This window comes from Pinirhizobacter sp. (genome assembly GCF_035317885.1).
Taxonomy (GTDB): domain Bacteria; phylum Pseudomonadota; class Gammaproteobacteria; order Xanthomonadales; family Rhodanobacteraceae; genus Pinirhizobacter.
Genome location: NZ_DATHFX010000366.1, coordinates 1 through 17,709 on the forward strand (window position 1 = coordinate 1; position 17,709 = coordinate 17,709).

18 protein-coding genes are annotated in these 17,709 nt (G+C 64.8%); 9 read left to right on the forward strand and 9 right to left on the reverse strand.

Annotated elements, in window-relative coordinates; genetic code table 11:
* On the forward strand, positions 1–1,392 hold a 1,392-nt coding region (gene hutU / locus VK519_RS12045; protein ID WP_324350079.1), incomplete at its 5' end, for a urocanate hydratase.
* Between the two features lie 12 nt (positions 1,393–1,404).
* Here the strand turns inward: hutU and msrA are convergent.
* Positions 1,405–2,091 (reverse strand): peptide-methionine (S)-S-oxide reductase MsrA, encoded by a 687-nt coding sequence (msrA, locus tag VK519_RS12050; protein WP_324350080.1) that lies wholly within the window; start codon positions 2,089–2,091, stop codon positions 1,405–1,407.
* A 216-nt stretch (positions 2,092–2,307) separates the two neighbouring features.
* On the opposite strand from msrA, the gene VK519_RS12055 reads away from it, so the two are divergent.
* Together VK519_RS12055 and VK519_RS12060 are read left to right on the forward strand one after the other, a co-directional pair.
* Positions 2,308–3,525, forward strand: a complete 1,218-nt coding sequence (locus VK519_RS12055) for an HD-GYP domain-containing protein (RefSeq protein WP_324350082.1) — start codon at positions 2,308–2,310, stop codon at positions 3,523–3,525.
* Positions 3,522–4,775, forward strand: a complete 1,254-nt coding sequence (locus VK519_RS12060) for a putative bifunctional diguanylate cyclase/phosphodiesterase (RefSeq protein ID WP_324350084.1) — start codon at positions 3,522–3,524, stop codon at positions 4,773–4,775. The genes VK519_RS12055 and VK519_RS12060 overlap by 4 nt, the downstream gene beginning before the upstream one ends.
* Before the next feature lie 17 nt (positions 4,776–4,792).
* Here VK519_RS12060 and VK519_RS12065 read toward each other — a convergent pair whose 3' ends face one another.
* Positions 4,793–5,821, reverse strand: a complete 1,029-nt coding sequence (locus tag VK519_RS12065) for an oxidoreductase (protein ID WP_324350086.1) — start codon at positions 5,819–5,821, stop codon at positions 4,793–4,795.
* Positions 5,822–5,931: 110 nt separating this feature from the next.
* Here VK519_RS12065 and VK519_RS12070 point away from each other — a divergent pair, with 110 nt between their 5' ends.
* Positions 5,932–6,498: a YaeQ family protein gene (locus tag VK519_RS12070; RefSeq protein ID WP_324350087.1), complete on the forward strand. Its 567-nt coding sequence runs from the start codon at positions 5,932–5,934 to the stop codon at positions 6,496–6,498.
* Positions 6,499–6,546: 48 nt separating this feature from the next.
* Positions 6,547–8,166 (forward strand): alpha/beta hydrolase, encoded by a 1,620-nt coding sequence (locus tag VK519_RS12075; protein WP_324350088.1) that lies wholly within the window; start codon positions 6,547–6,549, stop codon positions 8,164–8,166.
* On the opposite strand, the gene cfa is transcribed toward VK519_RS12075, so the two are convergent.
* Entirely contained in the window at positions 8,138–9,256 is a 1,119-nt protein-coding gene (cfa, locus tag VK519_RS12080) for a cyclopropane fatty acyl phospholipid synthase (RefSeq protein ID WP_324350090.1), read from the reverse strand. The genes VK519_RS12075 and cfa overlap by 29 nt on opposite strands.
* A gap of 53 nt (positions 9,257–9,309) precedes the next feature.
* Positions 9,310–9,735 carry a fluoride efflux transporter CrcB gene (gene crcB, locus VK519_RS12085; RefSeq protein WP_524538993.1) on the reverse strand — a complete coding sequence of 142 codons (426 nt, stop codon included), beginning with the start codon at positions 9,733–9,735 and terminating at the stop codon, positions 9,310–9,312.
* Positions 9,736–9,750: 15 nt separating this feature from the next.
* On the opposite strand from crcB, the gene VK519_RS12090 reads away from it, so the two are divergent.
* Entirely contained in the window at positions 9,751–10,962 is a 1,212-nt protein-coding gene (locus VK519_RS12090) for a multidrug effflux MFS transporter (RefSeq protein WP_324350092.1), read from the forward strand.
* A 39-nt stretch (positions 10,963–11,001) separates the two neighbouring features.
* Here VK519_RS12090 and VK519_RS12095 read toward each other — a convergent pair whose 3' ends face one another.
* The 5 genes from VK519_RS12095 to VK519_RS12115 form a co-directional block, all read right to left on the reverse strand.
* Positions 11,002–11,472, reverse strand: a complete 471-nt coding sequence (locus tag VK519_RS12095) for a hypothetical protein (protein WP_324350094.1) — start codon at positions 11,470–11,472, stop codon at positions 11,002–11,004.
* 6 nt (positions 11,473–11,478) lie between these two features.
* Positions 11,479–11,739 (reverse strand): cell division topological specificity factor MinE, encoded by a 261-nt coding sequence (minE, locus tag VK519_RS12100; protein ID WP_324350096.1) that lies wholly within the window; start codon positions 11,737–11,739, stop codon positions 11,479–11,481.
* Between the two features lie 3 nt (positions 11,740–11,742).
* Positions 11,743–12,555, reverse strand: coding sequence for a septum site-determining protein MinD (gene minD / locus VK519_RS12105; protein ID WP_250623782.1), 813 nt, complete (start codon positions 12,553–12,555; stop codon positions 11,743–11,745).
* 63 nt (positions 12,556–12,618) lie between these two features.
* Complete coding sequence (minC, locus tag VK519_RS12110) at positions 12,619–13,395, reverse strand: septum site-determining protein MinC (protein WP_324350098.1); 777 nt, start codon at positions 13,393–13,395, stop codon at positions 12,619–12,621.
* 2 nt (positions 13,396–13,397) lie between these two features.
* A complete protein-coding gene (locus VK519_RS12115; RefSeq protein ID WP_324350100.1) occupies positions 13,398–14,015 on the reverse strand; it encodes a GNAT family N-acetyltransferase in 618 nt (205 codons plus the stop codon).
* Positions 14,016–14,139: 124 nt separating this feature from the next.
* Between VK519_RS12115 and VK519_RS12120 the strand changes: the two genes are divergently transcribed.
* The 3 genes from VK519_RS12120 (at position 14,140) to VK519_RS12130 (ending at position 17,624) form a co-directional block, all read left to right on the forward strand.
* Positions 14,140–15,357, forward strand: a complete 1,218-nt coding sequence (locus VK519_RS12120) for a sensor histidine kinase (RefSeq protein ID WP_324350102.1) — start codon at positions 14,140–14,142, stop codon at positions 15,355–15,357.
* 52 nt (positions 15,358–15,409) lie between these two features.
* A complete protein-coding gene (locus VK519_RS12125; RefSeq protein WP_324350103.1) occupies positions 15,410–16,051 on the forward strand; it encodes a response regulator in 642 nt (213 codons plus the stop codon).
* 202 nt (positions 16,052–16,253) lie between these two features.
* Positions 16,254–17,624, forward strand: coding sequence for a polyketide cyclase (locus VK519_RS12130; protein ID WP_324350105.1), 1,371 nt, complete (start codon positions 16,254–16,256; stop codon positions 17,622–17,624).
* The last annotated feature ends 85 nt before the right edge of the window (positions 17,625–17,709 follow it).

Genomic DNA, 17,709 nt, shown 5'->3' on the forward strand with positions numbered 1-17,709 from the left:
CCCACGCACGCCGATGCCCCGCGCGTATTGATCGCCAATTCCAACCTGGTGCCAGCCTGGGCCAACTGGGAACACTTCAACGAGCTCGATCGCAAGGGCTTGATGATGTACGGCCAGATGACCGCAGGTTCCTGGATATACATCGGTTCGCAGGGCATCGTGCAGGGCACCTACGAGACCTTCGTCGAGATGGGCCGCCAACACTACGGCGGGAGCCTTGCGGGCAAGTGGATCCTTACCGCGGGCCTGGGCGGCATGGGCGGCGCGCAGCCGCTGGCGGCAAGCCTCGCCGGCGCATCGTCGCTCACCATCGAATGCCAGCAGAGCCGTATCGATTTTCGCCTGAAAACGCGTTACGTCGACGAGCAGGCTACCGATCTTGACGACGCGCTTGCTCGGATCGCCAGGTATACCGCGGCGGGTGAGGCAAAGTCCGTGGCCCTCCTGGGCAACGCAGCCGATGTCTTGCCCGAACTCGTGCGCCGCGGCGTACGGCCGGATGCCGTCACCGATCAAACCAGCGCGCACGACCCTGTGAATGGTTACCTTCCTGTCGGCTGGACAGTGGAGGAATGGCTGGAGCGACGGAAGTCCGAACCCGAGGCCACCCGTGATGCTGCGATGCGCTCCATGCGCACCCACGTGGAAGCCATGCTGGCCTTCCATGCCATGGGTATTCCCACATTCGATTACGGCAACAACATCCGCCAGATGGCGAAGAACGCAGGGCTCGCCCATGCCTTCGACTTCCCGGGCTTCGTTCCGGCGTTCGTCCGGCCGCTGTTCTGCCGTGGCATCGGGCCGTTCCGCTGGGTGGCCCTGTCGGGAGATCCGGAAGACATCTACAAGACCGACGCGAAGGTCAAGGAGCTGATCCCCGACGACGCCAACCTGCACCGCTGGCTGGACATGGCCCGCGAACGCATCAGTTTCCAGGGCTTGCCCGCGCGCATCTGCTGGGTGGGCTTAGGGGTGCGCCACAAGCTTGGCCTTGCCTTCAACGAGATGGTCCGCAACGGTGAATTGAAGGCTCCGGTGGTTATCGGCCGCGATCACCTTGATTCAGGTTCCGTCGCCAGTCCCAACCGCGAGACCGAAGCCATGCGCGATGGCAGCGACGCGGTGAGCGACTGGCCGCTGTTGAACGCCATGCTCAACGTGGCCGGCGGCGCTACCTGGGTAAGCCTGCATCACGGCGGCGGCGTGGGCATGGGTTACAGCCAGCACTCAGGCGTGGTGATTGTCTGCGACGGCACTGCCGACGCCGACCGCCGTATCGCGCGCGTGCTGTGGAACGATCCCGGAACCGGCGTGATGCGCCATGCCGATGCGGGATACCCCGATGCCATTGCCTGCGCGAAGGAGCAGGGGCTTAACCTGCCGATGATCTGAAATCGCCAGCCGTCAACGTGATGCGGTCGACTGCGTCCAGTCCCGGTATAGGGCCGGGTAAAGTTTCTTCAGGTTGGTCACCTTCGGCGCATCGTTGATCACGATGTACATGCTGTCGGGGTGAAGCTTTGCGTAGTCCTGATGGTAGCTTTCGGCCGGATAGAAGGCCTTCAACGGCTGTACTTCGGTCACGATAGGCGCGTCGAACACGTGGGCCTTGTCCAGCTGCGCGATATACGCGGACGCTTCGCGCTGCTGTTCGGGCGAGGTGGTGAACAGGACCGAGCGGTATTGCGTGCCCGAATCCGGACCCTGGCGATCCTTTTCGGTGGGATCCAGTCCCACCGAGAAGAACACCTTCAGGAGGGTGCCGTAGCTCACCTGTTTGGGGTCGAACACCACCCGGACCGACTCTGCATGGCCTGTGTCGCCATCGCTGACGTCATCATAGTGGGCGGTTTTGGCCTCGCCGCCGGAATACCCGGTGGTGGCCGACTTCACGCCCTTGGTGTGTTCGAAGATGGCCTCGATACCCCAGAAGCAGCCGCCGGCGAACACGGCCACTTCATCACCGCCGGCGGCCGTGGCGGGCGCGGCGACCGGGTCGGGCAGGGCGAGACCTTCGGTGTGCGCGTAGGCGAAGCCTGCGCTGGCGGCGGCAATGGCCAGGGCGGCGACCAGGGGAAAACGACGGATCATGGGGCAACCTCGCTGCGTGGGCCGAACGGGCCCATCCAAGGAGACCGGCATGGGCCGCGATTCCATACAGGCCTATCAAGTTACCGCCAGCCCTGTCGATAATGATATGTAGCCTGCCGTCGACGAAACCTCCACGGTGGCAGACGCATCGAAGCCGTTTCGCTAACCTATTGACGGTAGTGGCGATTATGGCACTTGCTGGCATTGGGGTAAGACGTGGCCTACGAACTGGTCGAGCGCAGGGTGGAGGTGGGCAACCTGGAGATCGGCATGTTCGTATGCCGGCTCGACCGCCCATGGGACGGCACTCCGTACCCCCTGCAGGGCATCGAGATCGGCTCACCTGAGGACATCGAGGGCCTCGCGCAATGGTGCGAGTTCGTCTACGTCGATACCCAGCGCCGGCTGGCGGCTGATACCCGCCTGCAGTCGTTGCGCAAGCGCATCCAGAGCGGCAACCGCTTCCAGCGTGCGGTGGTGTACGCCGACACCGCAACATTCGAGGAAGAGGCACCGCGGGCTCGGGAGGCCTTCGACAACGCCACGCAGTCGATCGAGAAGATCATGCAGGACATTGCCGATACTGGCGTGATCTCGCCCGAGGACGTCGACCGCGCGGTCCGTCCCCTGGTGGAGAGCATCCTGCGCTCGAGCGATGCCTTCTTCTGGATCGACGCCCTGCGCCGGCGCGATAGCTATACCTATAACCATGCGATCGGCTGCAGCGCCCTGGCCGCATCGTTCGGGCGCCATATGGGCTTTGCCGAGGAAACCATCGTCAGCATGGCTGCCGGCGGCCTGTTGCTGGACGTCGGCAAGTCGCAGCTGCCACTGGAGCTGTTCGCAAGGCAGGGACCGCTCGAGTACGACGAGATCATGCTGGTGCGCACCCATGTGGCCGAAGGGATGGACATCCTCGACCGATCGGCCATGCTCGACAGCGAGGTGCGCGACATGGTCCGCACGCACCACGAACGCGTCGATGGCAGCGGTTATCCCGATGGCCTGGCAGGTACGTCCATTCCCCTGGCCGGCCGCATGGCCGCGATCATCGACGCCTACCACGCGATGTGCTCTTTACGGCCACACGCCGTGGCGCTGTCACGGCACCAGGCCTTGCGCCGCATTTACAGCGCGCGCGAGAGCGAATTCCAGGGCGAACTGGTGGAGCAGTTCCAGGCCTGCCTGGGCGTGTATCCCACAGGCTCCCTGGTGGAGCTCAATAGCGGTGAAGTGGCCATCGTGATGGTGCAGAACCAGTCGCGCCGCCTGCAGCCGAAGGTGGTGATCCTTACCGACCGCGACAAGTCGCCCACCGCGGACTTCATCGTGGTCGACCTTATCGCCGAGTCGGGCGGAGACCGCCGGGAAGTCATCCGTACGCTACCGGTAGGTGCCTATGGCATCGACCCGGCCGATTATTTCCTGTCATGACCGCGCGGGCCAATCTCTTCAGCACGATCCAGGTGATGCTGGACAGGCAGGTAGAGGGGGCCATTTGCTGCGTACTGGTGCTGCGCCTGCGCGGCATGCGCGAGGCGCAGCTGCGCCATGGCTATGATTTCGGCAACCAGATCATGCGCGTGGGGTACGAGCGCATCGTGCACCTCTTGCGCCACGTTGACAGGGTGTTCGAGACAGGCGAGGACACTTTCATCGCGGTACTGCCGGCATTGCGCAACCGCACCCACGCCTTGCTGGCGGCCACGCGGTTACTGAGCGCGTTCGAAGAACCCCTGGCCTGCCCAAGCCGTCCGTGGCTTGGTCGTGCGTTGGTGGGCGCGGCGCTCTACGCCGAACACGGCGTGGATGCCGAGCTGCTGTGCCGCCGGGCCGAGATGGCCCACGACGAAGCCATGCGCACGGGCGAGCCGTTCGCCATGTACGAGACCGAAGGCACCCAGATCGAGATCCTCTACGGCGAACTTCGCGACGACATCGAGGCCAATCGCCTGGAGGTCTACTTCCAGCCCCAGGTACATTGCGCCAGTGGCAAGGTTGCCCGCGTCGAGTCTCTCAGCCGGTGGACGTCGGCCACGCGCGGCATGGTGATGCCTTCGGATTTCATCCCTTTTGCCGAGCGTAGCGACCTGATCATTCCGCTCACGCGCTGGAACCTCAACGCCAGCCTCCGCCACGCAGCGGCCATGCGTGACGCCCAGGTAATGATTGATATCTCGGTGAACCTGTCCCCGCGGGTGTTCGTCGAAAGAGGCTTCACCGAACAGTTCCTAGGCGCGCTGGAGATATGGAATGTACCGGCGGAGAACGTGATCGTGGAGGTGACCGAAACGGCGATCCTCACCGACCTTGAAACGAGCGTGCGCGTATTGCGGCGGTTCCGCGACCGCGGCGTGCGCGTGGCCATTGACGACTTCGGTACGGGCTACGCCTCGTTCTCGTATCTTCGCCACTTTCCCGCCACGGAACTGAAGATCGACAAGTCGTTCGTAGGCACCATGCTGAGCGACGCCCATACCGGCCAGCTGGTCGGCGCCATGATTGACGTCGCCCGCCGCATGAAGCTGGAGTCGGTGGCCGAGGGCGTGGAGGATGCCGCCACCATGGAGCAGTTGATCGCCATGGGCTGCGACTACCTGCAGGGCTACCACCTCGGGCGTCCCACGCCCGCCGTGCAATACGTACACGATCGCTCGCACGGCACCGCCGCTGCCACGGCCTGACCTGGCAGGTCCCCAGGTCAGTCGAAGGCTATCGTCCTTGCCGCCGCGGCGCTCGCCTGTGCCGCTTCGATCACCCGCATCACGTCGAGGGCCTCGCCGCCGGTGACTGGCGGTGCCACCGAATCCTTGATCGCACGCACCACGGAAGCGTAGTAACGGGTATACGCCCCGGCGTGCAATGCCATCGCCGTTTCCGTCCCGTCGCCTGCAGTGAGCACGCCTGAGCGGGCTGCGGGAGGCCAGGGAGTGCGTCCGGGCTGTTCGCCGGCGCGCAGCATCGCCTCCTGGCCATCGAGTCCATGCGTGGTGAAACTTCCCCGTTCGCCGTGCACGATGAAGCGCGTGCCGTGTGCCGCGGCAAGCGTCGAGCCATGCAATATCACCCGGCGCCGGCCGTAATGCAGTTGAACGTGGAAGTAGTCCGGAACGCGCGCCTGTGGCCGTTGTACCAGGACATCGGCCGTCACCGCTTCAGGCATGCCGAACAAGTGCAGCGCCTGGTCGGCGAGGTGTGAACCCAGGTCGAAAAGCACACCGGTGCCTTCACCTTCGACTTCGCGCCAGCCCGGCTTGATCGCCGGGCGGTAACGATCGAAATGCGATTCGAAGTAGTTGATCTGGCCCAGGGCATCGCGGGCCAGGAGATCTTGCACGGTAAGGAAATCATCGTCCCAGCGGCGGTTGTGGAACACGCTTAGCATCCTCCGGGCATTCGCCGCGGCATCGATCAGTTCGCGAGCCTGCCTGGGATCCAGGGCCATGGGTTTGTCGATCACCACGTGCTTGCCTGCCGCGAGCGCCTGCATCGCCAGGGGATAGTGGGTCTGGTTGGGCGTGGCGATCACCACCAACTCGACGTCTGCCGCGCCGATCAGCGTTGCGGGATCAGCGTCGACCTTCACGCCTGGGTGGTCCGCTTCGATGGCCTGTCTGCGGCTACTTGCCACTCGATGCAGGGCAAGGCCGGATTCGGCCGTGATCAATGGCGCGTGGAAGAACGCGCCCGCCGTGCCATAGCCGATGAGTCCGGTGCCGATCCGTGCCATGGGGATTCTCCATTAAGGAAGCAAGCTCAAAAGTGTAGCGCCAGCGGCCAAACCTGCCTTCGGCGCGCCGGTGGTATTCTGGATGATTGCCTCTTCCAGATAAAAAAACCGTGGCCCTTAAATCCATCGTGTACAAGGCCGACCTTCAGGTCAGTGACATGGACCGCAACTACTACCAGTCCCATGCACTGACCATCGCCCAGCATCCCTCGGAGACCGACGAGCGGATGATGGTGCGGTTGCTGGCCTTTGCCTTGCACGCGGACGATGCCCTGGTCTTCGGCAAGGGGTTGAGCTCCGATGACGAGCCGGACCTCTGGCGCAAGGAACTCACCGGCGAGATCGACCTCTGGATCGAGGTGGGCCAGCCCGACGAACAGCGCATCCGCCGTGCCTGTGGGCGTGCCAAACGCGTGGTGGTGTACGCCTATGGCGGCCGTGGCGCCGAGGTCTGGTGGAAGAAGACTTCCCCGGGCATCGGCCGGGCGAAGAACGTCACCGTGATCGACATCGCTCCCGCCACCACGGCCGCGCTCGCCGCGCTTACCCAGCGCACCATGCAACTGCAGTTGTTCGTGCAGGATGGCCTGGTCCAGCTGATGGGCGAGGAAGCCATCGTACCGGTGGAATTGACCGTGCTGGCAGGATCGATGGAAGAGGCGCGCGCCAGCGCATAAGTCCCGCTAGGATGGGCGCCTTCGACTCCTTGAACGAAGGAATTCCCGGTGACCTCCCGGTTTCGTCTTGTCCTGATCGTGCTTGCCCTTGGCCTTGGCGCTGCCGCCTGCGCTTATGCGCTGGCGCCCGCCGCGGCCCACCGCAGCTTCACCGTAACCTTGCCCGCGAGCGCCACCGCGCCCGTGTCCGGCCGCCTGCTGGTGTTCGTTACCGATGCTAAGGCCGCGCGAGCTGCCGCCAAGGGTGGCGACGTTTCAAGCGTCGACACCAACCCGTTTTCGCCCAAGGCCGCGACCGTCATCGCGCGCGACGTCGGTCATCTGGAACCGGGCCAGGCCATCGTCGTGGACGGTGATACCGAATCCTTCCCGCAGGGTCTCTCGCAGTTGCCGGCAGGCGATTACCTGGCCCAGGCCGTGCTCGATACCGACCACAGCTACGACTACAACGGCCGCGGGGCAGGTGACTTGCTCAGCAAGGTGGTGCCGGTGACCCTGGGCAATGCCGCTGTCCCGGCGCTGGTGCTGGACACGGTGCAAGGCGGACGCGACCCATGGACAGCCTCGCCCAAGGCGCCGCCCGGCATGCAGGACATGCTCACCGCCGCGCGCCCGCATGCCACCGCGATCGATTTTCAAAGCCCTGCGCTCGCCGCATTCTGGGGCCGGCCGATCGTGATGAAGGGCTGGGTGCTCACGCCGCCCGACTACGATGCGAAGTCGTCCAAAACCTGGCCCGTGGTGTATTACACGCACGGTTTCGGCACCACGGTAGCTACGCTCACCTCGCAGCTGGCCAACGTGTGGCAAGCCATGCAGAAGGGCCAGATGCCGCCCATGATCTGGGTATTCCTGGACGAATCCAGCCCCACCGGCACGCATGAATTCGCAGACTCGGTGAATAACGGCCCGTGGGGCCAGGCGCTCACCACCGAGCTCATCCCGTACCTGGAGAAGAATTACCGCATGGACGCGCGGGTGAACGGGCGCTTCCTCAACGGCCATTCGTCGGGCGGCTGGGCCACGTTGTGGTTGCAGGTGCGCTACCCGAAGATTTTCGGCGGTACCTGGTCGACCTCGCCGGACCCTTCGGATTTCCACGACTTCACCGGCGTCGACCTTTATGCGCCCAACGCCAACATGTATCGCAAGGCCGATGGCACGGCCACGCCGCTGGTGCGCGACAAGGGCCAGGTGATCGCCACCTTCGAGACGTTCGCCAAACTCGAGCAGGTGATCAACGCCTATGGTGGCCAGCTGGCGTCCTTCGACTGGGTGTTCTCACCGCGCGGCGCCGACGGCCGGCCCATGCCGATGTTCGACCGTGCCACCGGCAACGTGGATCCGGCCGTGGTGGCTTACTGGCGCGATCACTTCGACATCGCCTGGCGTTTGAAGCGCGACTGGCCGGCACTGAAGGACGACCTCGACGGCAAGATCCACGTCTACGTCGGTACGGCCGATACGTTCTACCTCGATGGCGCCGCGCACCGGTTGAAAGACACGCTCGACGCCCTGCACGCAACATCCAGCGTGCAGTTCATCGAAGGCCGCACGCATTTCGACCTTTACGTCGAAGGTGACGATCGCCAGGCGCTATTGAAGAAGATCGCCTGGCAGATGTACGCGGTTGCACGGCCTAACGCGGCACCCGCAAACCACCCATGACGCCACGCGGGCTCAAAGTGACCTGCCAGAGCTGGTCGCGCCGGCTGCGGAAGATCGCCGCCGAGCATGACAGGTAGAACAGCCACATCCTGCGGAAGCGCTCATCGTAGCGGCCTTGCAGTACCGGCCAGGCGGCGTCGAAATTGGCCCGCCAGGCCTGCAGGGTGAGGTCGTAGTCGGCACCGAAGTTGTGCCAGTCCTCCACTACGAACAAACCTTCCAGTGCGTGCATCACCTGCGATGCATTGGGAATGAGCGAGTTGGGGAAGATGTAACGGTCGATCCACGGATCCGGGTGCGTCACGGTTGCATGCGATCCGATGCTATGAAGCAGCACCAGGCCGTCGTCGACAACGCAACGCCGCGCCATCTCGAACCACGCGCGGTGGTTCTTCGCGCCCACGTGTTCGAACATGCCCACCGAAAGTACGGCATCGAAGCGTTCGTCGACCTCGTGGTAGTCCTGCAGGCGGATCTCGATCGGAAGACCTGCGCATAGTTCGCGGGCATAGGCCGCCTGCTCGGCGGACACGGTGATTCCAACGCCCGCCACCCCGTAGCGCAAGGCTGCGAACTTCAACGCCTCGCCCCAGCCGCAGCCCACGTCCAGCACGCGCTGGCCGGGCTTGAGCTGCAGTTTTCGACAAATCAGGTCGAGCTTGTCTTCCTGGGCCTCGTCCAGGTCCTGGGCCCGGGCCCAGTAACCGCACGAATACACCAGGCGCTTGCCGAGCATGGCGGCGAACAAGTCGTTGCCCAGGTCATAGTGGCGCTTGCCCACCTCCCAGGCGTGGGCGCCACGCTGCACGTTGATCAGCCGCGCCTTCAGGTGGGCGAGCAGGGTATCGATGGTGGTGAGCGCGTCGTCAAGGTTCGCGCGCAGCACCCGGGTGAAGAAGCCGGCAAGGTCGGCGGCATCCCACCAGCCGTCCATGTAGCTTTCGCCCAGGCCCAGGGTGCCGTGGGCGAACACACGCGCATAGAAGCCTTCATTGTGGACACGGAGGTCCGTCGGGTCGGGGCCGTCGATGGCTACCCCTGCCTGGGCAAGCAGGTCACGGGCGCGTTGCTTGAGCGAGTCGGAATTCACGCCAGAACCCCCTAGGTCGGGACGCCACGACTCATTGTGGCGCGACGAAGGGATTACGCGCTACGGGTAAGCATCCGCACCAGGGCAAGCCCGGCAATCACGGCGGCAATCGACCCGGCCAGGTGCAGCATGATGTGGGCGGCGAGCCAGCCGTACTGGCCCTTCAGGAGCAGCGTGGCGGATTCGGCGGCGAAGGTGGAGAACGTGGTGAGCCCCCCGAGGAACCCGGTGGCGATGAGCAGGCGCAGCTCAGGCGACAGGGTGGGGTAGTGCTCGACCACGCCCAGCGTGCAACCCATCAGCAATCCGCCAACCAGGTTGGCTGCCAGCGTGCCCATTGGCAGGTTCGGCACCGCGGCGTTGAAGGCCACGGCCAGGCCCCAGCGCAACCAGCAACCGAGCATGCCGCCAATCCCCACGGCGAGAAATGCGTTCAAACCCATGTCTTCCTGCCTGCGCATCTGAAGGTTGCCCGTCATTATACTTGCCGCCAGATGACTCCGTCCGCCCATACCCTCCGGCGCAACCTGCCGTGGTTGCTGGCTGGCCTGTCGATGATCGGCCCTTTTTCGATCGACGCGATTTTCCCGGGCTTCCCGGACATCGGCCGCGCCTTCGGCGTGGGCGACGTCGCCCTGCAGCAGACCATCAGCGTCTACCTGTTCGCCTATGCGGCGATGAACCTGTTCCACGGTGCCATCTCCGATGCTTTCGGGCGCAAGCCTGTCATCGTGATCGGCATGGGGCTGTATGCCGTGGCCTCGGCGGGCGCCGCCATGGCCACGTCCTTCACGGGCCTGCTCGCCTTCCGGGTACTTCAGGGCCTGTGCGCCGGCGCCGGCATCGTGGTCGGCCGTGCCGTGGTGCGCGACACGCTGCATGGGGAAGATGCGCAGAAGATGATGTCGAAGGTGATGATGATCTTCGGCATAGCGCCGGCGGTGGCGCCCATGATCGGCGCATGGCTGCTGGGCATCGATGGCTGGCGCGGCATTTTCTGGGCGCTCACGGGTTTTGCCGTGGTGCTCACCGTGGCCCTGTGGTATTTCCTCGACGAAACACATCCGCATGATGCCCGCACCAGTTTCCGTCCCCGTCCCCTGTTGACCTCGTACGCGAACATCGCCAGGGATCGGCCGTTCTGGCCGCTGATGATCGCAGCGTCCATCAATTTCTCGGGACTGTTCTTGTACATCGCCTCGGCCCCACGGTTGATTCGCGACCTGCTGGGGCTTTCCGCGCAGGGCTTTCCGTGGTTGTTCATCCCCGTGGTGAGCGGCATGGTGGCCGGCGCCTTCGCCTCCGGCCGCCTGGCCGGGCGCATGGCGCCCACGCGCACGGTCAATATCGGCTACGTGCTGATGCTGGGCAGCTGTGCTATCAACATCGTGTTGGCGCTCACCTTGCCGCATCCGATGGTGCCGTGGTCCACGCTACCGCTGCTGCTCTACGGCGCCGGCGTGCAGATGGCCTTCCCCACGCTTACCCTGCTGCTGCTGGACCGTTTTCCCCGCCAGCGCGGCGGAGCGTCTTCCGTGCAGGCGTTCGCCAGCCTGCTGTTCACGGCCGTCGTGGCCGGCGTGCTGTCGCCGTTGCTGTCGGTGGACATGCTGGGCCTTGCGCTGGGTGCCACCGCCTTGTGCGGCATCGGGCTGGTGTCGTGGTGGTGGTATTTGCAGTTGGTCCGACCGGCGCTCGCCAGCTAGCTCGGCTTCGGGGTCCGAGTGAATACTCTGACCCCCAATTCACGTCTGGTCCGGCTCGCCCAGCAGCCCAAGCAGATCGACATACGCCATGGCCTCGCGGGCATCTTCCTCGAACCACGCACGCGTCGACCCCAGGCGGAACGTATAGCCCCAGGCATCCATGTCCTGCATCAGCCGTTCGCGGCCGACGCCGGGCAACCGGTCGGCCAGCACAATCTGCAGATAGCAGGTCGCGTCTTCTTCTTCGATCGAATCGGTGGCGTCGGTGTGCACGGCGGCCCGGCGCTCGGCGGGCATCACCAGCAGGTGGCTGGCCTCATGCAGCAGTGAGTGCACGGGGGTGTCGGACCGGGCGTAGACGGTAAGGCCGATAAGCCCGGCCTCGTCCTCGCCCCAGTAACTGCCGGGGATGGCCTCGCCGTCGGCTACTTCGACCAGGTGCAAGCCATGTCGCCCGAGGAGTTCGCGCGACGCGGCAAAGCCGACATCGCGCATGCGCAACACATCCATGGGCGCCTAGACGGGCTTGTGCTCGGGCAGGGCGACGGAGAGCTCGAGTACTTCGTGGCCGCTGTCGCGGTCCAGGCTGATGTTCACCGCGTCCACGTCGACATTGACGTATTTGCGGATCACTTCGAGCAGTTCGTTGCGGAGCAGGGGAAGGTAGTCCGGGGCGCCGCGCGTGCTGCGTTCCTGCGCCACGATGATGCGCAACCGCTCCTTGGCGACGCCTGCGGTGGCTTCCGGCTTGCGCTTGAGGAAATCGAGGATACCCATGCCTTAACCCCCGAAGACGCGCTTGAGGAAGCCCTTCTTCTGCACCTCGATGAAGCGCAACGGACGCTCCTGGCCGAGAAGCCGGGAAACAACATCGGTGTAGGCTTGCCCCGCGAAGGAATTTTCGTCGAGGATCACCGGTACGCCCGCGTTCGATGCGGCCAGCACGTTCTCCGATTCGGGGATCACACCTACTACCTTGATGCCGAGGATTTCCTCCACGTCCTTCACCGAGAGCATTTCGCCGGCTTCCACCCGCGTGGGGTTGTAGCGGGTAAGCAGCAGGTGCTGGGTGATGGGCCCCTCGCCACGCTCGGCGCGGCGCGTCTTGCTGGCAAGCAAGCCCAGGATGCGATCGGAGTCGCGCACGGAGGAGACCTCCGGATTCACCACCACCACGGCGTGGTCGGCGAAGTACATGGCAAGGTGCGCGCCCTTCTCGATGCCAGCGGGGGAGTCGCATACGACGTACTCGAAGCCTTCGGTACCCAGGCCATCAAGTACTTTCTCGACGCCTTCCTGGGTGAGGGCGTCCTTGTCGCGGGTTTGCGAGGCCGCCAGCACGTAAAGGCTGTCGTAGCGCTTGTCCTTGATGAGTGCCTGCTTGAGCGAGGCCTCGCCCTGGACGACATTGATGAAGTCGTACACGACGCGCCGTTCGCAGCCCATGATGAGATCGAGGTTGCGCAGGCCGACGTCGAAGTCGATCACCGCTACTTTCTTGCCAGCCTGGGCCAACCCTACGGCAAGCGAGGCACTGCTCGTGGTCTTGCCCACGCCGCCCTTGCCCGACGTAACGACGATGATCTCAGCCAATGTTGGTCTCCACTTGCTTGTTCTTGTTGTGATGGTGCGTCGGTGGCGATCGTAGGTCCGGCCCTAGAGCCGGCCGATCAACAGCTTTTCGCCTTCCAGCCAGCATTGCACGGCCTGGCCTTCCAGATCGGCGGGAATTTGTTCGAAAACACGGTAATGGCCAGCGATGGCCACGAGTTCGGCGTGGAAGTCCGTGCAATAGATGCGCGCGCTGGTGTCACCCTGCGCGCCAGCCATGGCCCGGCCCCGCAGGCTACCGTAAACGTGGATGGAGCCGTCGGCAATGACTTCCGCGCCATTGGCCACTGCTGCGTTCACCACAAGGTCACGATCGCGTGCATACACCTGCTGGCCCGAACGCACGGAGCCTGCGACATGGCGCATCGCGGTGTGGGCGGCGGCGGACTCTTCATGGATGGGTTCGCGCGCGGGCGCCGTCGATACGGCGGGGACCGGCGCGGCGGCGGCCGGCAAAGGCTGGGCCTCGCCGCCAACGGGCTCGTAGGCCGCACGGAACTTGGCGATCAGCGGCAGGCCCATGCGCGTGGCCAGGTCCTCCGTGGCGGCCGTGCCATAGGCCAGGCCCACCGGCAGCATGCCGGCGCTGCGGATGGCCTCGAGCAGGGCGTCGACGGTGCCGTCGTCGGGCAGGGCGGACAGGTGGCTCAAGTCCAGCACCACCGCTGCGCGGGAGAACATCTGGGGCGCGGCGCGGACGCGGCGCTCGAGTTCGTCACAAAGCGCCGCGGCATCGGCTCGGCGCACGCGCACACAGGCCATGCCGACCTGGCCGAAACGCAGGTCGCAGGCGGCTTCTAGGGTATCCACGCGGGCATTCATCTTCAGTGCTTGTCTCCGGCCGCCAACGCATGCGGCGCGGCCATGTCGCAGGGACGACCGCGCTCGCGCAGCCAGGGTGTGTCCGGCAGGCCATCACCTTCAAGGTAATGCTCGCGGACAAAGGAAAAACTGGGTAGTTCGCGGGCCAGCAGGCTCACCTTCGGGCCCGTGGAGCCCATGGTCTGCTGGCCCACTTCCTGGAACCCCAGGGTGCCATGGAACAGCACGGCCATGTCGTCGCGCGGCTCCAGGAACACCTCGCAGGTGAGTATGGGTACGCGGACCTCGGCGTAGCTGCCCACGTCGCAGTAGAAGATGCGCCCTAAGCCATGGCCCTGCCAGGCAGCGCCGATGACGATGCGGTCGATGTAGACGAAACTCTCGTAATGGGCCTGGAACCAGCGGTAATTGGGGCTGTCGTAGGCCGCGTCGGCGCGGAAGGCGATCAGGAAGCCGGCGATCACGCCGTTCATTTCCGCCACGCGGAAGTAGTGGGCCTGGTCGAAAAGGAACCGGAGACGGGCTGGATCCGTGGCGAGGATGCCCGCGCCCGCGGTGTTGTTGAGCGCCAGCACGGCGTCCAGGTCGCGCTCTTCCACGTCGCGGATGGCTAGGGCCATTCGGTGCTCCGCCCAGTTGTTTCGACTAAAGACCGCGTTCGGGCCCCGGTAGGCTGGCATTATGGCATTTAAGGCATGACCTTAGCCATGTTCCGGAGGGCGGGGCTCGCCCTATGATGCGCGCATGCCCTGGCCTTATTTCAACCACACCCGGCTGCTGCGGTACGCGGCATTCTTCGTCTATATCTGCGTGGGCATGCCGCTTTCCACGCCGCTGACGGCCCAGCGCCTGCACCAGTTGGGCCGCCCGGAGTTGTCGCTCACCCTGTGGACGGTGTGCTACGTGCTGTTTGGCATCACCTACTGGCTGATGACGCGCGACCTGAACGCAAAAGTGAGTTCCTGGGCCAAGGTGGCGGGATTGCTGATGCTTACCTTCATGGCCATGGCCATCGGCTGGTTCAGCCAGTCGGGCCTGCATGCGTTGCTGCTGGTGATCATCGCAGCGACCTTGCCGTGGCTGGTCCCGCTGCCGCTGGGGCTGGTGTGGATGGTGATGGCGCACCTGGCGCTTATTCCCGTTATCAGGAATACGCCGGGCTTCACCTGGCTGGTGGCGCTGATGCAGTCATGCATGTATTTCAGCTTCTCGGCGCTGACTTTCGTCACTTCCACCGTGGCCAGCCAGCAGGCCGGCGAGCGCGAGGAACAACGCCGGCTCAACTCCGAACTCCGGGCCACGCGGGCGCTCCTGGCCGAGTCCAGCCGCATCGCCGAGCGCATGCGCATCGCCCGCGAGCTGCACGACCTGGTCGGTCACCACCTCACTGCGCTCACCCTGAACCTGGAAGTGGCCAGCCACCTCACCAACGAGGCGGCTGGCGCCCACGTGCGAAAGGCGCAATCCACCGCCAAACACTTGCTGGCCGACGTCCGTGACGTGGTCTCGGAACTTCGCCAGGACGACGCCATCGACCTCACCCAGGCGTTGCGGAGCCTTATCGAGGGCGTGCCGGGCCTGAACGTACATCTGTCCACGCCACCGCGATTCGAGGTTGAAGATCCGCGCCGCGCGCAGATGCTGCTGCGCTGCCTGCAGGAGATCGTCACCAATACCGTGCGCCACTCGGGCGCCCGCAACCTTTGGCTGGCCTTCGAACACCCCGATCCGGGCTCGCTGCAGCTGGTGGCCCGCGACGACGGCCGCGGCGCCTCGCAATACCGGCCCGGCAACGGCATGAACGGCATGCGCGAGCGCCTGGCCGAATTCGGCGGTACCGTCGACGTCGACACTTCCGTGCCCGGTGGCTTCAGCCTTCGCGTCACCTTGCCCCTGGGCGAGGAACCTTCCCTGGCGCATTCGCCGGCGCGCGGCCCCGGTGCGTGGCCGGTGGAGGCGTAACCGCCTTGACTATCCGATACTCAACCCAATGGTCCATCGCAAGGGATAACCCATGATTTCCGTCTGTCTCGTCGACGACCAGAACCTGGTCCGCCAAGGCGTCCGATCGCTGCTGGACCTGGCCGACGACATCCGCGTGGTCGCCGAATGTGCCGATGGGGCGCAGGCGGTGCAGATGATTCCCCAGGTCAAGCCCGACGTGGTGTTGCTTGACCTGCGCATGCCCACCATGAGCGGCCTGGAAGTACTCCAGGCCCTGTCGGCGCGGAACGAGCTTCCCCCCACCATCATCCTGACCACCTTCGACGACGACCAGCTCGTGCTGCAGGGTCTGAAAGCCGGCGCCCGTGGCTACCTGCTCAAGGATGTCTCGCTGGAACAACTGGTGGAGGCCGTGCGCACGGTGGCCGCCGGGGGCTCCCTGGTGGCGCCCATGGTGACCCAGCGGCTGCTCGCCGGGGTGGGGCGCATCCAGAACCAGTTTTCCTCGCTGGAGCAGCCCGACCCGCTCACCGAACGCGAGACGGAAATCCTCCGGCTTCTCTCCGGCGGCTACAGCAACAAGGAAATCGCCAATTCCCTCCGGGTGGCGGAAGGCACCGTCAAGAACCACGTTTCCAACATCCTCTCCAAGCTTGGCGTACGCGACCGTACGCGCGCCGTACTCAAGGCGCTGGAGCTGGGTATCGTCTAGGAGGCGCGCCGCGCCTCGATATGGCCTTCCGGAAGGCCGTCGGAACCCGATGGCGTTCGCGCGCCCAAGCAGCTACCATCGTCCACTTTGGCGCCGGCGAAAGCCCCGCCACGGGCCTTTCCGAGGGTGGGGAGCCCGTGCCGGCGACCAGCATCCCCCAGGCGGCGGCCCGACCAAGTTGAGACGTTCGGAGAATCGTGGAATGACGCGTCTGTTAGAATTTCTTGCCGCCCTGGTGATCGTTGCCATCCTCGGCGTCGTCGCCGGCGTGGCCATGTCGTCGCACGGCCATGTCGATCGTACGGTGAAGGTCAACAAGGACGTTCGCCAGCTTTACGACGTTTTTGCCAATTTCCGTCGGTTCCCCGAGTACTCCATGCTCGGGCAGCTCGACCGCAGCCTGAAGTACCAGCTCTCCGGCCCAGCCTATGGCCAGGGCGCCAAGATCTCCTGGACCTCCGACGACAAGTCCGTCGGTAACGGCAGCCTGGAAGTCGCCTCGCTGACGCCCGCCTTTGCCCAAGTCGGCGAAGAGGGCAAGGCCTCCATCGTGTGGAACCTCGACAACGACTGGAACGGCAGGGACAAGAAGTTCACCATCGACCTGCAACGCACCGGTCGCGAAGGCAAGCTGACGAACGTCACGATGGCCTACGACGTGAATTACGGCTGGAATCTGCTCGACCGTTATTCCAACCTGTACATCCACGGCCAGCCGGATAACTTCATCCAGTTTGGCCTGGGCAACATGCAGAACATGGTGGCCTCGATCCCGCAGGGCGACTACAGCAAGCTGTATCCGGAAATCGTCGATACGCAGCCCACCCCGGTACTGTTCATTTCCGGCCAGGCGCCGCGCAACCTCACCGAACTCGACACCGCGCTCGATGACGGCGTCAAGCAGCTGCAGGCCGCGGCCAAGAAGCTGAACGTGCAGGTCACCGGCCCGCGCATCACCTTCACCACCAATTACGGCGACCAGAATTACCAGTTCGACGTGGCCCTGCCGATCAGCACCACCACCTTGAACCTGAACGGCCAGAGCGTCGAGCTCACCGCCGCCAGCCGGCCCAAGCTCGATCCGGCCGCCGCCGCCACCAGTGGTACGGCCGCTCCCGCCGCCGGCGACACCACGCCGGGCAGCCGTGACAAGTTCAACAACGTGATCGTCGACGACAAGGTTCGCGCGGTACTTGCCTTCGGTGGCAAGGCGCTGAAGGCCGAGTGGAACGGCAATCCCGCCGGCGTGCCCGTGGTGCGCATCCAGGAGCAGCAGTTCGCCCTGACCCACGGCTACAAGTTCGACGACTTCACCAACCGCTTCTACGACATCCAGGTGAAGGCCCCGACCACCGACGCCCACGGCACGGTGGAAGGCTATGACGAGCAGAAGTTCGAGGTTTACCTGCCGCTGCAGGGTGACGTCCCGGAAAAGACCCCGGAACAGGAAGCGGGCATGAAGAACCCGGGCCTGCAGGACAACCCGGCCGCGTCCGGCACGGCAGGCGCTCCGGCGTCCTCCGGCACCGCGGCGGCTCCCGCAGCCTCCGGCACCGCACCGACGCAGCAGTAAGCGTCAAGCGCGTGCAGCGAAAAAAGGCTCCTCCGGGAGCCTTTTTTTTGCCCGGATGAACTTGCCGGTGCCTGTGTGTTCTTAG

Excerpts from the sequence above, each read along its gene's own strand:
- msrA (WP_324350080.1), bottom strand. The coding sequence starts at position 2,091 with ATGATCCGTCGTTTTCCCCTGGTCGCCGCCCTGGCCATTGCCGCCGCC.
- VK519_RS12060 (WP_324350084.1), top strand. The coding sequence starts at position 3,522 with ATGACCGCGCGGGCCAATCTCTTCAGCACGATCCAGGTGATGCTGGAC.
- VK519_RS12065 (WP_324350086.1), bottom strand. The coding sequence starts at position 5,821 with ATGGCACGGATCGGCACCGGACTCATCGGCTATGGCACGGCGGGCGCG.
- crcB (WP_524538993.1), bottom strand. The coding sequence starts at position 9,735 with ATGACGGGCAACCTTCAGATGCGCAGGCAGGAAGACATGGGTTTGAAC.
- VK519_RS12090 (WP_324350092.1), top strand. The coding sequence starts at position 9,751 with ATGACTCCGTCCGCCCATACCCTCCGGCGCAACCTGCCGTGGTTGCTG.
- VK519_RS12095 (WP_324350094.1), bottom strand. The coding sequence starts at position 11,472 with ATGGATGTGTTGCGCATGCGCGATGTCGGCTTTGCCGCGTCGCGCGAA.
- minE (WP_324350096.1), bottom strand. The coding sequence starts at position 11,739 with ATGGGTATCCTCGATTTCCTCAAGCGCAAGCCGGAAGCCACCGCAGGC.
- minC (WP_324350098.1), bottom strand. The coding sequence starts at position 13,395 with ATGAATGCCCGCGTGGATACCCTAGAAGCCGCCTGCGACCTGCGTTTC.
- VK519_RS12115 (WP_324350100.1), bottom strand. The coding sequence starts at position 14,015 with ATGGCCCTAGCCATCCGCGACGTGGAAGAGCGCGACCTGGACGCCGTG.
- VK519_RS12120 (WP_324350102.1), top strand. The coding sequence starts at position 14,140 with ATGCCCTGGCCTTATTTCAACCACACCCGGCTGCTGCGGTACGCGGCA.
- VK519_RS12125 (WP_324350103.1), top strand. The coding sequence starts at position 15,410 with ATGATTTCCGTCTGTCTCGTCGACGACCAGAACCTGGTCCGCCAAGGC.
- VK519_RS12130 (WP_324350105.1), top strand. The coding sequence starts at position 16,254 with ATGACGCGTCTGTTAGAATTTCTTGCCGCCCTGGTGATCGTTGCCATC.